The following is a 14954-nucleotide window of genomic DNA, read 5'->3' on the forward strand; positions in this document are numbered from 1 at the left end:
GGAACTGATCCATACCTTCTTAAGTCAAGATACCACTGGTAATTTTCAATTGGAAGGTTATTTTCATTCATTCGCTGTAAAAGTAAATCATAATCATGTATCCTTTGACTTCCCCCGATAATTTCGCCATAACCTTCTGGTGCAAGTAAATCTGCTGCAAGCACTGTGCCTGGATCTTCCGGATCAGGTTGCATGTAAAATGCTTTTATTTCCTTTGGAAAATGGTGCACAAAAACTGGTTTTTCAAATTCATTTGCAAGTGCAGTCTCTTCATCTCCTCCAAAATCATCACCGTATTTTATATTGAAGCCTTTTTTATTTAAAAGTTCAATTGCATCACGGTAGTTGATTCTCGGGAAAGGTGGCACTACTTTTTCAAGCATTTTTGTGTCTCTTTCAATTATATCTAATTCAATTTTACAGTTATTAAGAACTTCTTGCACTACATAGTAAATCATTTCTTCTTGGAGTTTTAAGTTCTCTTCAAACGTAAGAAAAGCAACTTCGGGCTCAAGCATCCAAAATTCCATAAGGTGTCTTCTTGTTTTAGACTTTTCGGCTCTAAAGGTTGGGCCAAAACAATATACTTTTCCAAATGCCATTGCTGCTGCTTCCATGTATAGTTGGCCACTTTGTGAAAGATACGCTTTTTCATTAAAATAATTCGTCTCAAAAAGTGTTGTTGTTCCTTCACATGCAGCGGGTGTTAGAATAGGTGCATCTATGAGTGTAAAGCCTCTTGAGTCAAAAAAATCTCTTAATGATTTTTCAATTCTGTGTCTAATTCTTAAAATTGCCCACTGTCTTTTTGAACGTAACCAAAGGTGTCTATGTTCCATCAAGAAACCTACTCCGTGCTCTTTAGGAGTAATTGGGTAGTTTTCAGTTAGTCGTAGTATTTCAAGCTCTTTAACTAATAACTCGTAGCCAAATGGAGCTCTTTTATCTTCACGCACAATTCCCCTTACAATAATTGAAGACTCTTGAGTTAATTTTTTTGCATCTTCAAAGACTTTTTCATCTACATCGTTTTTAGATATTACACTTTGCATTATTCCACTGCCATCCCTTACCAAAACAAAAATTACTTTTCCACTTTCTCGCATATTGTAAACCCAACCTTTTACCTCAACAAACTTATTAACATTGTCTTTAGCTTCGTTAATGTACATATTTTTCTTTTCTCTCAATCAACGATGATTGAGGCTGAGATATTTATTACCGCCGTTCTCTTGCCCAATCTCAGCAGGCGGGATTTTGGGCTATTTGATTTTTATTATATTCAATTTTCAAAAGTTTCTAATGAGCATTTTGGACATTTTGGATATGGTGGAAGCACCTCTAAGAGATTATCTCTTACGATATCTTTTGTATCAAGATAGTTTGTTGTGTAAGTAAATTTATTTAATTCTTCAATAGGACGCTCTTCTTTATAATAGTCAAACAACTCTCTTGGACTATAAAATTCGTCAACCTCAATTGTTATAGGATACTCAAATTCATTGAGACACACAACACAAGTGAGTATAAATGTTGCTTCAATTGTTCCATATACTCTTATTTCTCTATTTTGCACATGTTCAAAAGTAAGTTTTAATTTTGCATCATCTTTCAACTTAAAAGGGAGTTCTTCTTTAAGGTTAATACTTTCTTCGACGGTAACTGAACCTTCTTCTATGATCTTATTGATTATTAATTTCATTTTCTATCGCTTCTTTCCCTTCTTCTAAAGTGTTTTGGGCTTTGCTAAGAACGTTCTCAATTTTTGCAAAAAGATCTTTTGCAAATACTAATGCTTCTTCTTTTATTTTTTTTGCTTCTTCTTCAGCTTCTTTTATTATTCTTTCTCTTTCATTTCGTGCTTCCTTAACAATGTTTGATTCTTCTACAATTCTTTTAAATTCACTTTCAGCTTCTTTTATTATGCGGTTTTTTTCTTCGTAAGCATCTTTAAGGATCATTTCTCTTTGTTTAGAAACGCTTGAAGCAGTTTTTACTTCTTCAGGTAGCATTGTTTCTATTTTTAGGATGATTCCTAAGAGTTCTTCTTTATCAATTGTAATGTATTTTGAAAAAGGGAGTTTCTTTGCCTTTTCGACCAGCTCTTTTAAATTTTCAAGTTCATCAATAATACTTCTATTCATAGCTTCTTCCTTATTTTATCTTTTATTTTTTTATTTACAATTTCAGGAACAAATTTTGATACATCTCCATTATTCATTGCAACCTCCTTTACGAGTGTTGAACTTATAAAAGCAGAAGTCCTTGTAATTAAAAAAATCGTTTCAATACCGCTGTTTAACTCATAATTCATTTCAAACATTGCCTTTTCGTATTCAAAATCTTGGTAAGTCCTTAATCCTCTCAACACCAAGTTTATTTTATGATTTTTTAAATAATCTACAAGAAGCGTATCAAGCACATCTGCCTCTACGTTTTTGAATTTGTTTAAACTCATCTTTACCATTTCAAGTCTTTCTTCAACTGTAAATAAGGTATGCTTCTCTTCTCTTTTTGCAACCAAGACAACTACTTTATCAAAAATTTTGCTTGCCCTTTCAATAATTTCGAGGTGTCCGTTTGTTAACGGGTCAAAAGTTCCAGGGTATACAATTGTTTTCATATATTCAGTATAAATAAAATGAAATTTCTTGCAAATTTTTTTTAAATATATAAAATGAATTTATGAAAAGGTATTTAATATTTACTTTTTTATTGGTTTTTTTACTTGCTGGATGTTCTCCTAATTCGAATAGTGAGACTGTGAAAGTGCCAAACTTTGTTGGCATGAAGGCTTCAGTAGCACAGGAACTTGCTAAGACAAATGGGCTAATTCTCCAAGTGATTTCAACTGAGCAAAGCAATGAATATCCTGTTGATACGGTTATTTCGCAGGATATCCCGCAGGGCAGTGAATTGAAGAAAGGCGGCTTTGTTAAAATTATTTTAAGTTCAGGGCCAAAAAGTTTTTCTGTTCCTCATGTTGTGGGGTTAGATTTTAAAGAGGCAAGGGAGCTTATTATTAATTCAGGGCTTTCTATTGGTATTATTAAAGAGATAGAAAGCACAGAAAAAATTGGGACAGTATTAGAACAGAATCCAAATGCTAACACGATTGTGCAAGGCGGTTCCAAAGTTGATTTGACAATAAGCATAGGACAATTTGTAAAAGTTCCCGATGTAATCGGAAAAAGTGTAGATGAAGCAAAACTAATTTTAGAACAAGCAGGACTTGTCCTTTATAAGGTGGATACCTTTGAAGACTCCCAACAGAATTTGCCTAAAAACATCGTTTTGTATCAATACCCTGTTCCAAATGCGTTAGTTGAGAAAGGCACGCAAGTTTTATTGAAGATCGCAAAATGAAATTTTATATTTCGCCTTCGATTATTGCCTCTAACTTTACCAATTTAAAAAAAGAGATTGAAAAGATTGAATCTTTTGACCAAGCATTTGTCCATTTAGATATTATGGACGGCAATTTCGTTCCAAACATTACTTTTGGTCCTTTCATTGTTGAGCAAATGAGAAAAATTACTAATTTGCCTTTTGATACCCATCTTATGATTAAGAATCCTGACAATTTTGTTGAGGAATTTGCACTTGCAGGATCAGATTTTATAACTTTTCATATAGAGGAAACCGTTTTCCCTTTAAGGATTCTAAAAAAAATTCAAAAACTTGGCAAGAAGTGCGGCATCTCCTTTAACCCCGCAACACCAGTTGAATCCGTTGTTGAAGTTTTACCGTATACCGATATTGTGTTGGTTATGAGTGTTGAGCCGGGATTTTCTGGCCAAACATTCATCCCATCAACTTTATCTAAAATTGAGAAACTCAACGAATTAAGAAAGAGTAATGGGTATAATTTCTTAATTTCAGTTGATGGGGGGATAAACGAAAAAACAATGAAAAGTGTCTTAGATGCAGGAGCAGATATACTGGTCATGGGAAGCTTCTTTTTTAAAAATGACCTTTCATTTGTGAAAGGTGTAGTTGAAAATCTTCGTCGATTATAAGGTATATTAAAAAAAGGCTCTTATGTTTAAGAGCCTTTAATTATTTAATTTATTATTAAATATTTTTTGATTTTTTCTTCTATAACTCTTTTTGGCACTGCACCAATAATTGCATCCACCATTACTCCATTTACAAAAATGCCAATAGTTGGAATACTCATAATTCCGTATTCGATTGCAAGATTCTGGTTTTCATCAACGTTTACTCTTACAACTTTTAACCTGTTAACGTATTCCTTTTCTAATTCAAGAATAATTGGTTCAATCATTTTGCATGGCACGCACCACTCTGCCCAAAAGTCAACTAAAGTAGGAACTTCCGAATTAAGCACTTCTTCTCTAAAATTACTTTCATTTACTTCCATATATACCTCACTCTTTTAGTAAAGCATCAATTTCTTTAGATATTACGTCACCTAAATTGTCTTGATAGCCGACAATTACCTTTGCGATTCTTCCATTCTTATCAACAATGAAGAATCTAGGTATGCTATTAACTCCATAGAGGCTTCCAACCTTACTATTTGGATCAGCAATGATCAAGTATTTCATACCGTAGTCTTTTATAAATTGTTGCACTTTCTCAATATTGCCTTGATCAAGGTTTACACCTAATACTTCTACACCTTTACCTTTATACTTTTCATAGATAGCCTCTACATGCGGTATTGTCATCCTACAAGGACCACACCATGTTGCCCAAAAATCAATCAGCACAACTTTCCCTTTTAAGTCAGAAAGTTTAACAACTTTTCCATTTGCATCTTTCCAAGAAAAATCTGGCGCAATTTCTCTTGTGCTATTAGTGGTATTGTTTGTGTTTTGGTTATTCGTTGGATTATTAGATTGCGTTGTTGTGCATCCTGTAAAAACCAAAGACACAAAAACTAAAATAAAAACTACAATAATTATCTTTTTCATTTAATCACCTACCTTATTGCTATTATATTTGATTTAACCTTCTCTGTCAATATATCGTTTTGACTTCTTGATGTCTTTAATAATCTTTAAAATTGTATTCTTTAGTTCGATCTTTTTCCCGTATTTATAACTGTAGTAATAACTAATTAAATCACCTAAAATTTTATCTTTTTTATGTCTTTTTGCAAACTCAAGGAGTGTTTCAGAGTCTTTTTTATCATTACCAATAAAATTGATTATTAAGTTTGCAATTTCATTTTCTTCTTTTCGAAGTTTTATTCCGAATAAAAATAGTGTTATTATAGCAATACCGATCCCTATAAGAAGAGGTTTGTTTACTGATACTTTGTTGATTGTATTAAAGATGCTTTCTCCAAAATTTCTAAAGCCTTGTGCGATGTTATTGTAAAGTGATATTTGGCTTGCACTGCTATATGTAATTACATTTCTGTACCAATACATTATTATTGAGTCTATGAGCATGCTAATTTTACTTGGTGTTGTAAATGTAATTGGAGTTGGGTCTACAGTAATCCACCTATTAGAAACATAAACTTCTACCCATGTGTGGGCATCCTTTTCCCTTACAATATAGTAATTTGAAGTGTTATTTAGTTCGTTCGTAACAAATCCCGATACGAGTCTTGCTGGGATGCCGTTTGCCCTTGTAAGCATTACTGTTGCGGTTGCAAAGTGTTCACAGTATCCGCTTCTGTGGTTGATTATAAATTCTTCAATACTATTTGCCTCTGGCTTTAAAGAATACTTATTGTTTTTCTTTAGATAGCTAACAATTGCTTCTACTTTCTCTAAATCACTAAAAGAATTCTTTGTAATATCTTTTGCAAGTTCAATAACTTTTGGATTGATCCTCTTTAGGCTTAAATACTTTGCAATATCTTTTTCTTCGGTTGTGATGTTTTTATCATCATCGTAATAAAGAGTATATTTAATCGTTTTATAGAATGGTGCATCAAAAAACATGTTTGATAATTCATCTTTGAGTAAATAGTTGAAATTGCCGTAAATACCGTTTGTCCAACCTATTTGAAATAGCACATTTGTGCCTGTTGGTTCAAGGTAAACTGTTCCTTTTTTACCAAATTGAAAACCAAAAGTGTTTTGTGATGTTCTAAGAATTTTTTCATGAGTTTCATAGTTCATCCAGTGGTTATTTATGAATGTAGAATATCGAACACCAACAATGTATAGAGGACTTTTCTTTTTTTCAGTTTCAACTCTCATTACGATTTGATAGTTAAGATCTACGGGTTTTGCATCTATTGTGATATCCGTTGAGAATCCTGAAGAAGTTTTATTGAAAAGTGGATTACCATGTATTACTCCAAGTGAAAACCTTGGAAGAACAAGGAAGAACACACTAACGAGTATAAACAAGAACATTAAAGATAAAGCAAAATCCTTTTTATCTACAAGGTGCCGGAGTTTATCATCTTTAGATTGCGCTGATACAAGAAACAAAAACGATGAAATTGTAAAAATTACAGCAATTATACCAAACGAAATAGATATTGTTGCAATTGAGGAAATAAGGCCAAACATTATACCTATTAAGAACATCTCAAGGTAATCAAACGAATTTTTACTGACGATATATTTAGAGCTTATTGTAACTGTAAGGAGTATTGCAATAGTTATGAATAAGTCAATACCTAAGATGAGTAAAGTAATAAAAGTTATAAGTGGTATTATTTCTACGATTTTTGGCTTCTTTTTAAGCTCCTTGTTTTTTGAAAGCATTGTTGCAAAAACTGGAATTATTGAAAGTATTATTAGTGATTTTTCAACTATCGAAACAAACCCAATCGAAGAAATTATAAATAGTAGAAAATAAATATCATGATTATTCTTATTCATATTCATATTCATATTCATATTCAATGTCTCTTTCTGTTATGATATCATAAGAATCCTCTAAAATAGATGTATCTTCTAATTTTGCTTCCGAAAGGTATTCCATAATCCCAATGTAATCTTGGTATGAATTACATTTTAACAACTGGTTCTGTGATATAAACTCAAATGGTATTCTTTGGTCAAAAAGAAGCTTTATTAGAGAGGCTATCTTAATGACTGCATCTTCAAATGTGTAAGTATTGTAAATGTAAGAAGAGTTGTTTAAAGCAATTTTTAATTCATTGAGTTTATCGTTTGCTTTTGTAATGACCTTTTCTTTATCTAGTTTTGCTGAAACCTTCCAAGATATCTTCCTTGCATCCATTCCTTCTTGATAATCTTCAAGTGAAAAAAAGTCGGAAGAATCATCCTTTTTTAGAGAGCCCTCCTTACTAGATGACAGTTTTTTTATCTTCACAGGCTTAATTTCTGGAAAAACAAGGTAAGAAAAATCTACTTTCACTTTCTTTTCCCTTATTAAAAAACCAAATGGATAGGAAGACGATAAATAGACATACTCGATAGTTTTTTTACCGCGCTTCTTTTCGTTTACTTTAATTTTTTTCCTTAAGAACTTGTCTAAAAATTCAATCCTAAACGTATTGTCTAAGATTTTGATATCAATAAAAAATTTTTTTCTTTTATCTTTTGCTTTTATTTCAACATCTATAAAGGCATCTTTTTTTGCATATATTTCTTCTTCGCTTTTTAAATTAACTTCAATATTTTTTAGATTGTTTACTGCAAGAATTGAAGATGCAGCAAGCAATGATAGAAGTATTGCAAAAATCAAGTAAATAAGGTTATTCCCCGAGTTAAAAGCAGTGAATCCTATTATAAAGGTGAAAGCAATATAGAATAAGCCTTCCTTTGTAATTTTAATTCTACTATATTGGGACTTTTGTTTCGTTAATAATTTCATTGATAATATCTTCTTTAAACTTTGTTTCTTTCTCTTTGAATATGAGTCTATGTTTTATAACAGGTTTAGCAAGTGTTTTAACATCTTCGGGTATAACGAAGTTCCTTCCTTTAATTTTTGCAAGTCCCTTTGATGCTCTTATGTAATCTAATGCCCCTCTTGTGCTCAAGCCAAGCTTAATGAATTTTGAAGACCGAGTTTTATTGACGATTTCATAGAGATACCTAAGCACGCTTTCTTCCACAAGGACATTTTTTGCCTCTTCAATGAGTTGTAAAATTTCATAATATTCTAAAACACTTTCTATGTTTTTTATTTCAAACCTTTTGTCTTCTCTAAGAATTTCTATTTCGCTATTTTCGTCAGGATACCCAATTTCAAGAGACATAAGAAACCTATCTAATTCGCTTTCGGGGAGTGGATAAGTGCCTGCGAATTCTTGTGGGTTTTCAGTTGCGATAACCATAAAAGGCAAATCAAGGTTATACGTAATAGAGTCGATTGATACACTTCGCTCACTCATTGCTTGAAGCATTGCTGATTGAGTCTTTGGTGGGGCTCTATTTATTTCATCTGCTATTACAATATTTGCAAATATTGGACCTTTTTTAAACTCAAAACTATTTTTTTCTCTGTTAAAGACTGTGAAGCCTATGATATCTGTTGGTAATAAATCGGCAGTAAACTGAATCCTAGAATATTTTAAATTAATTGATTTTGCAATACTTTCGCCAAGAGTAGTTTTTCCTACGCCAGGGATATCGATATAAATGAGATGTCCTTTTGCAATAAGAGGGACAAGAGAAAGTATTATTACTTCTTCCTTGCCTTTAATAACCCTTTGAACGTTGTTTACTATTTTCCCTATTCTTTTATCTACTTCCATTCAAATTCACCTCTATGACTTAATATGTAATTTGTTTCATCATCTTTTGAATTAATTTCACCTTTCATCCTTAATTTTGTAAGGGTTGCGAATATTTTTCTATATTGGATGTTTTCTTTTAAACCAAGTTTTTTTAAATCTTCTCCTGTTAGTTCATTTTTAATAAACCTTAATCTATCGATGTATTCCTCTAAGAATTTTCTAAAGATACCTTTTGTAGCACAATAAAAGGCTTTTATGTAAAGTAAATCCAATTTATTTAAGGTTATAGATACATCAAATACATCGTATTTTTCAAAGTTTTTTTCAAAGTTTTTTAGCGTGAATATTGCTTCCTTCATTTTCTCCAATACTCTCTTTTTAACGCCCAAAATATTTGAAAGTTCTTCTACAACTATGTTTCTCTTGTTCAAAAGTATAAAAAAGATTGAAACAGCTAACCTTTCATTTTTATCTTGATTATTTTTGTAAAATTTCTTTATTGTTTTAACTGTGATTTTCGGGAGGGTTTTTACTCTAAAGATTAACTCTAAAATTCCATATTCAGTTAAAAAATGCAGAACTTTTTCGATTTCATCTTTCTCAAGCAATTCTTTTAATTCTCCTTGAACCCTTTGGGAACGGGTATTTTCTAAAGTTCCTAATTCAACTGCTCTCTTTAACAGAACTTCTGTTTCCTTAGATAGTTTAAAATCTAATTCAATCATGTATTTTATTGCTCGTAGAATTCTTGATGGATCTTCAATAAAAGATAGTGGTTTAATAACCCTTATAGTTTTTTTTAATAGATCTTCATATCCACCGTAGTAATCAAACATTTGGCCAAAGTTATTTTCCTTAATATCGATTGCCATCGAATTAATTGTAAAATCTCTTCTTGTAAGATCTTCCTTCAGGCTTGCTTTTTCAATAATCGGAACAAGGGAACTATTTACATAATATTCTCTTCTTGATGTTACAAAATCAAAATTCATACCAAGGTAATCAAAATGGACTGTTTGTGTATCAGGAAAGATACGAATATTTCCATTAAAAGTCTTTTTTAAAACTTCACCAAAAGAAACAGCATCAGACAAAACAAAATCAAAGTCAACTATTTTTTTACCTAAAAACGCATCTCTTACAGAGCCCCCAACAAGATAAATCTCAATGTTTAAGTTTTTGGCTATAGACCCGAATTCTTTTATGAGTTTTAAGGCATTTTTTGGTATTGCATTTGACAGCATTTTTATAACAAATTCCCTTTTAGGTAATTGTAATGATGATGAAGTCCTGGGTATTTCCCTTAATGAATGTTCAAGTTTATACGCTTTTAATAGATCACTTCTTGAAATTATACCGATAATTTCTTCTCCATCTTCTACAAGCACTCTGCCCACATCTTCTTCTATCATCTTTTCTTCGATTTCTCTTAAACTTGCATATTTTTTTACTTTAACTATTTTTGGTGAGTAGAATTGCTTAACTTCCCTATTTTTCCTTCCAAAAAGAAATGCCTTTTCTAGGTTTTTCTTCTCTACAATGCCAATGATTTTTTCATTTTCTTCAATTGGTAATCCTGAAAATCCATACATGATCATAGTATCAAGTGCTTCTTTTACCGTTGCGTTAGGGGCAATTTTTTTAACTGGAGAACTCATAAAATCTTTTGCCCTTAAGGAAGGAGAGATTGTGGTTTTAAGCTCTTTTAAAATTCTATCTTTTATTTCATCTATTGAGGTATTTTTTATAACGGAAGAGACTGCAGTTGGATGTCCTCCACCTTTAAAAGTTTCTGCAATATTAATTAGATTTAAGGTTTCGCTTGTGCTTCTTCCAATAATATTTACTGTATTACCAATGCTAACGAGCACAAATATTACATCAACATCAACCATTTCAACGATTTTGTGGGCAAGAATTGAAATTCCAGGAATGTACTTTTGTAAATTTGTCGAAGTTATGCCAACTCTTATACCATTTATATCGTATTTATTGAGATTATCTAATAGTTCTTTAAGAAGTTGCAATTGTTCTTCCTGAAGAAACGGAGAAATAAATCTATGGATAATCTTTATGTCTACTCCAAAGGAGAATAGGAATTCAAGTGCTGCAAAATCTTCAGTTGTGACAGATGGGAATGTGAGAGACCCAGTATCTTCGTATATGCCAAGCGCAAGTAATGTTGCTTCTATTGGTGTTAATTTAACCTTTTTAAGTTTAAGAAGATTTACAAGTATTGTAGTATTTGCTCCTACACTTTTTGTAATATGTATTGCATTTCCAATATCACTTTCTCCTGGGTGATGGTCGATTATTATGAGTTGTGTATTTTTAAGTTTCAAAAATTCTTTTCCTTCGCCAACTCTTGATTCGTATTTTGTATCTACTATAACTACTCTAGATATATCATCTATGAATGCTTTTGGTAAATCTTTAACTTTTTTAAAATTTAGAACTTCTTCAAAAAGGCTAATAAATCTTTGAGCGTTAATATCGGTTGAGCCAGGGTGAACCGCAATCGATGAAGGAAAAAGTTTTGTGCATGCAAAAGCTGATGCAATTGCATCAAAATCTGCCCCTGAGTGAGTTAAAATAACTGTATTTTTTGTCATTCAGAAGAGTTTTTGCACCCCTTCTTTAGATACTCTGTAGTAAATAAGTGGTGGGGAAGAAGTAGGTGTTTCTACTACTTCAAAGAGTTTTGTAACTCCATTAAGCGCTTCTTCAAGTTTTCTTTCGTCGTTTGCTAAAATTGTTCCAACAGGCTCTCCTTTTTCAACTTTATCTCCTATCTTTTTATTGAAAAATAAACCCACAGAAAGATCTATAACTTCATCTTTTCTTTCTCTTCCCGCTCCAAGAAATTGTGCAAGTTTTCCAAGTCCTTTTGTATCAATTCTATTAATATAACCGCTTTGCTCTACAACGATATCTTTTTTAAATTTAGCCTGCGGCAGAAGTGATGTGTTATAGATAATCTCTTTATTACCGCCCTGCGCTTCAATGATCTCTTCAAATTTCTTTAAAGCAGATCTATCTTTTATTACCTTTTTGACAAGTGCTTTTCCTTCTTCAAGTGTATCTACTAATCTGCTAAGTTTTAGCATTTCTGCTCCGAGTGTTTCGATAACTTCAAAAAGTCTTTGAGACCCATTACCTTTCAAAATATCTATTGCTTCAATAATTTCGATTGAATTGCCAATTGCGTTTCCTAAAGGTTGGTTCATATCTGTAATGTATGCAACGGTGTTTCTATTTAAAGATTGCCCAATGTTTACCATTGCGGTTGCTAATTTTAAAGCACTATCAAGATCTTGCATGAAAGCGCCATTTCCGACTTTTACGTCAAGCACGATTGCATCAGTGCCTGCAGCAATTTTCTTACTCATTATACTTGAGGCAATAAGGGGAATGCTATCAACAGTGGAAGTTACATCTCTTAGAGCATAAATTTTTTTGTCAGCAGGAACAAGCTCGTTACTCTGTGAAATAATTGCTCCTTTTACTCTGTTTACGATATTTACAAACTCTTCAATAGAAATTTCTGTTCTAAAACCTGGAATAGATTCTAGTTTATCTATTGTGCCTCCTGTATGCCCAAGGCCTCTTCCTGACATTTTTGCAGCAGGCACACCCAAAGATGCAACAATTGGAATAAGTGGTATTGTTACAGTATCTGCAACACCCCCAGAACTGTGTTTGTCTACTTTAATGCCTTCTATTTTTGAAAGGTTAATAGTTTTTCCACTATCTATCATTTCTTTTGTAAAAATGGCAAGTTCATTTTCGTCCATACCTCTAAACCAGACTGCCATAAGGAAGGCAGACATTTGGTAATCTGGTATTTTCCCATCTGTGTATCCAAAAACGACATTTTTAATTTCTTCCTCGGTAAGATGATTTCCGTATTTTTTCTTTTCAATGATATCAACAATACTCATTATCAAACCTCCATAAGGAATTCGTTAAGAATAAAAGAAATCTTTTCACCGCATTCTTTTGCGATTTGAATTACTTTTTCGTGTTGGACTACTCCTTCTTCAAAGGCATTATCTGTAATACAGGATAACCCAAGCACTTTCATTCCATAGAAACGAGCAAGGATTACTTCAGGCACAGTGGACATACCTACTGCATCAATTCCCAGTCGCTCCATAAGGAGTAATTCTGAAATAGTTTCAAAACTTGGTCCCATTACCGCACAATAAACACCTTCTTTTATTGGTATATTATGCTTGAAAGCAATAGTTTTAACAATTTTCCTGAACTCTTCATCATAAACATTCGTCATGTTAACGAATTTTTCGTTTCCTTTTACGCCTCTAAGTGGGTTATCGGCAAGGATAAAATTCACATGATCTTTAATTAGCATAAGGTCACCTGCTTTAAAGGTTGGATTAACAGCACCAGAAGCATTTGATACTATTAAATTTTTTACACCCATTGCCTCGCTAGCCCTTATCGTTATAGTTACTTCTTCCATTGAATAACCCTCGTAGTAGTGAAATCTCCCGTTAAAGAAAACAACGTTATGTTTTCCTAACTGTGCAAAAACAAGCTCGGAAGCGTGTCCTACAACTGTAGAAACAGGAAAATTTGGAATGTCTTTATAAGGTATTCTTTCAAATATTTTTGCTTTTTCTAGTATACTGCCAAGCCCACTTCCTGTAATGATAGCAAATTCTGGGTTATACTTGTTTTGAAAAGGACTAAAGAAATTTGCTAATTTTTCCATTTTTCACCTCACTCTATAGATGCAATGTAATAATAAAAAGGCTGACCTCCATAAACTAGGTCAAACTCAATATTTTTAAATATCTCTGAGAGTTTTTCAATCATTGCTACTCCATCCTCTTTTTTGGCATCTTTACCGTAATAGATTGAAATGAATTCTGTATTTTCTATTTTTTCTTTAACGGTTTGCAGTAAACTTAGGAATGTGTCTTCTGGGGTAGAGCCTTTTACTACTATATTATCGTCAAAAAGGCCAATAAAATCGTTTTCTTTTATCTCAAGGCCATTTATAGTTGTATTTCTTATAGAATAAGTCACCTCGGCGATGTTTATTTTTTTTATCATATCAACTGCTTTAGAAAGATTCTCCTCTATACTTTCTTCTTGGTTGAAGTTTAGAATGATAGGGATTGTTTGAGCAGGGTTTTTCGTGGGGACAATTTCCACTCTTTTTCTATTAGAATGCTTTTTTGCTTCGTTTGCAGCAAGGATGATATTTGAGTTATTAGGGAATACAAATACTGTATCTTTACTGCATTTCTCTACAGCGTTTAAGATGTCTTGCATCGAAGGGTTCATTGTTTGCCCGCCTTCAATTACTTCTTCTACTCCAAGACTTTCAAATATTTTCTTAAAACCTTCTCCTTGACTTACACAGACGATTGAGAAGTCAAAGCGACTTTCAATCTTTTTTGGTTTTTCCATAGTTTTTTGTGCAAATTCTTCTGTTTGTAGTTGCATATTTTCTATGCGGGCTTCTTTTATCTCGCCCTTGTCAAGTATGTATGCAATTACTTTATTTGGCTCATTTGAATGAATGTGGATTTTTGTAAGGTCATTTGCCGTTGCAACTACAATACTATCTCCAAATTGTTCAAGGTCTTTTTTAATTACATCTTCAGAGTAGTTGTTTAAGTAACAGAGCAAAACTGTATCGAATTTAAATTCAAGTGATTCTGCTTTTACTGTCTCAGTATAGACTTCTTCTTTTAGTTCTGAAATAGCCTCTCCTTTTAGTGATTTCAAGCCGCCCTCAAGAAGGTATATTAATCCCTGTCCTCCTGCATCAATTACACCTGCTTCTTTCAAGACGGGTAGCATTTGCGGAGTCTTTTCTAATGTTCTTTTTGCTTCTTCTATTATATAAGAAAGGTATTCTATGAAATCTTCTTCATTTATTACTTCAAGACTTGCTTGTGCCATACTTCTTACTATTGTAAGAATTGTGCCCTCGACTGGTTTAATTACTGCTTGGTATGCAATTTTTGTTGCGTTTTGAAGCGCCATGCTAAAAAGTTTTACATCGATTTTTTCGACATTATCAATTACATCAAAAAAACCTTTGATGATCTGTGATAATATTACCCCAGAGTTTCCTCTACCACCGATTAACGTGCCTTCGCAAAATATTTTTCCGTATTCTTTTAAGTTTTTTGGGTTTGCTTTATCAATACTTTCAATTGCGGTTTTTAAAGTAAGGTACATATTTGTGCCTGTGTCTCCATCTGGAACAGGAAAAACATTTAGTTTATTTACCTCTTCCCTTTTCAGTCCCAGATAGTTCAAACTACCT

Annotated in this window: 15 protein-coding genes; 2 read left to right on the forward strand and 13 right to left on the reverse strand. The window is 32.5% G+C overall.

Going from position 1 to position 14954, the window contains the following annotated elements; genetic code table 11:
* The 4 genes from asnS to coaD all read right to left on the reverse strand — a co-directional run.
* Window positions 1-1172: asparagine--tRNA ligase (gene asnS / locus K6343_06500; GenBank protein ID MEF3245607.1), on the reverse strand; the 1172-nt coding region annotated here is incomplete at its 3' end.
* 110 nt (window positions 1173-1282) lie between these two features.
* The gene (locus tag K6343_06505) at window positions 1283-1702 is read right to left on the reverse strand and encodes a DUF177 domain-containing protein (protein ID MEF3245608.1); all 420 of its coding nucleotides are present in this window, start codon (window positions 1700-1702) and stop codon (window positions 1283-1285) included.
* Window positions 1683-2144, reverse strand: coding sequence for a hypothetical protein (locus tag K6343_06510; protein ID MEF3245609.1), 462 nt, complete (start codon window positions 2142-2144; stop codon window positions 1683-1685). Before K6343_06510 ends, K6343_06505 begins: the two co-directional genes overlap by 20 nt.
* Complete coding sequence (coaD, locus tag K6343_06515) at window positions 2141-2623, reverse strand: pantetheine-phosphate adenylyltransferase (GenBank protein ID MEF3245610.1); 483 nt, start codon at window positions 2621-2623, stop codon at window positions 2141-2143. The genes K6343_06510 and coaD overlap by 4 nt, the downstream gene beginning before the upstream one ends.
* A 62-nt stretch (window positions 2624-2685) precedes the next feature.
* Between coaD and K6343_06520 the strand changes: the two genes are divergently transcribed.
* Complete coding sequence (locus K6343_06520; protein MEF3245611.1) at window positions 2686-3366, forward strand: PASTA domain-containing protein; 681 nt, start codon at window positions 2686-2688, stop codon at window positions 3364-3366.
* Window positions 3363-4019: a ribulose-phosphate 3-epimerase gene (gene rpe, locus K6343_06525; GenBank protein ID MEF3245612.1), complete on the forward strand. Its 657-nt coding sequence runs from the start codon at window positions 3363-3365 to the stop codon at window positions 4017-4019. Before K6343_06520 ends, rpe begins: the two co-directional genes overlap by 4 nt.
* 44 nt (window positions 4020-4063) lie before the next feature.
* On the opposite strand, the gene trxA is transcribed toward rpe, so the two are convergent.
* The 9 genes from trxA to K6343_06570 form a co-directional block, all read right to left on the reverse strand.
* Complete coding sequence (trxA, locus tag K6343_06530) at window positions 4064-4384, reverse strand: thioredoxin (GenBank protein ID MEF3245613.1); 321 nt, start codon at window positions 4382-4384, stop codon at window positions 4064-4066.
* 7 nt (window positions 4385-4391) lie between these two features.
* Window positions 4392-4940, reverse strand: coding sequence for a TlpA family protein disulfide reductase (locus K6343_06535; GenBank protein MEF3245614.1), 549 nt, complete (start codon window positions 4938-4940; stop codon window positions 4392-4394).
* A gap of 33 nt (window positions 4941-4973) precedes the next feature.
* A complete protein-coding gene (locus tag K6343_06540) occupies window positions 4974-6818 on the reverse strand; it encodes a DUF3488 and transglutaminase-like domain-containing protein (protein ID MEF3245615.1) in 1845 nt (614 codons plus the stop codon).
* Window positions 6811-7779 (reverse strand): DUF58 domain-containing protein, encoded by a 969-nt coding sequence (locus tag K6343_06545; GenBank protein ID MEF3245616.1) that lies wholly within the window; start codon window positions 7777-7779, stop codon window positions 6811-6813. Before K6343_06545 ends, K6343_06540 begins: the two co-directional genes overlap by 8 nt.
* Window positions 7745-8665 carry a MoxR family ATPase gene (locus K6343_06550; protein ID MEF3245617.1) on the reverse strand — a complete coding sequence of 307 codons (921 nt, stop codon included), beginning with the start codon at window positions 8663-8665 and terminating at the stop codon, window positions 7745-7747. Before K6343_06550 ends, K6343_06545 begins: the two co-directional genes overlap by 35 nt.
* Window positions 8656-11259 (reverse strand): CBS domain-containing protein, encoded by a 2604-nt coding sequence (locus K6343_06555; GenBank protein MEF3245618.1) that lies wholly within the window; start codon window positions 11257-11259, stop codon window positions 8656-8658. The genes K6343_06550 and K6343_06555 overlap by 10 nt, the downstream gene beginning before the upstream one ends.
* Entirely contained in the window at window positions 11260-12588 is a 1329-nt protein-coding gene (locus K6343_06560) for a pyrimidine-nucleoside phosphorylase (protein ID MEF3245619.1), read from the reverse strand.
* A 2-nt stretch (window positions 12589-12590) separates the two neighbouring features.
* A complete protein-coding gene (locus K6343_06565) occupies window positions 12591-13382 on the reverse strand; it encodes a purine-nucleoside phosphorylase (GenBank protein MEF3245620.1) in 792 nt (263 codons plus the stop codon).
* A gap of 8 nt (window positions 13383-13390) precedes the next feature.
* On the reverse strand, window positions 13391-14954 hold a 1564-nt coding region (locus K6343_06570; protein ID MEF3245621.1), incomplete at its 5' end, for a DAK2 domain-containing protein.

The organism is Caldisericaceae bacterium (genome assembly GCA_036574215.1).
Taxonomy (GTDB): Bacteria; Caldisericota; Caldisericia; order Caldisericales; family Caldisericaceae; genus Caldisericum.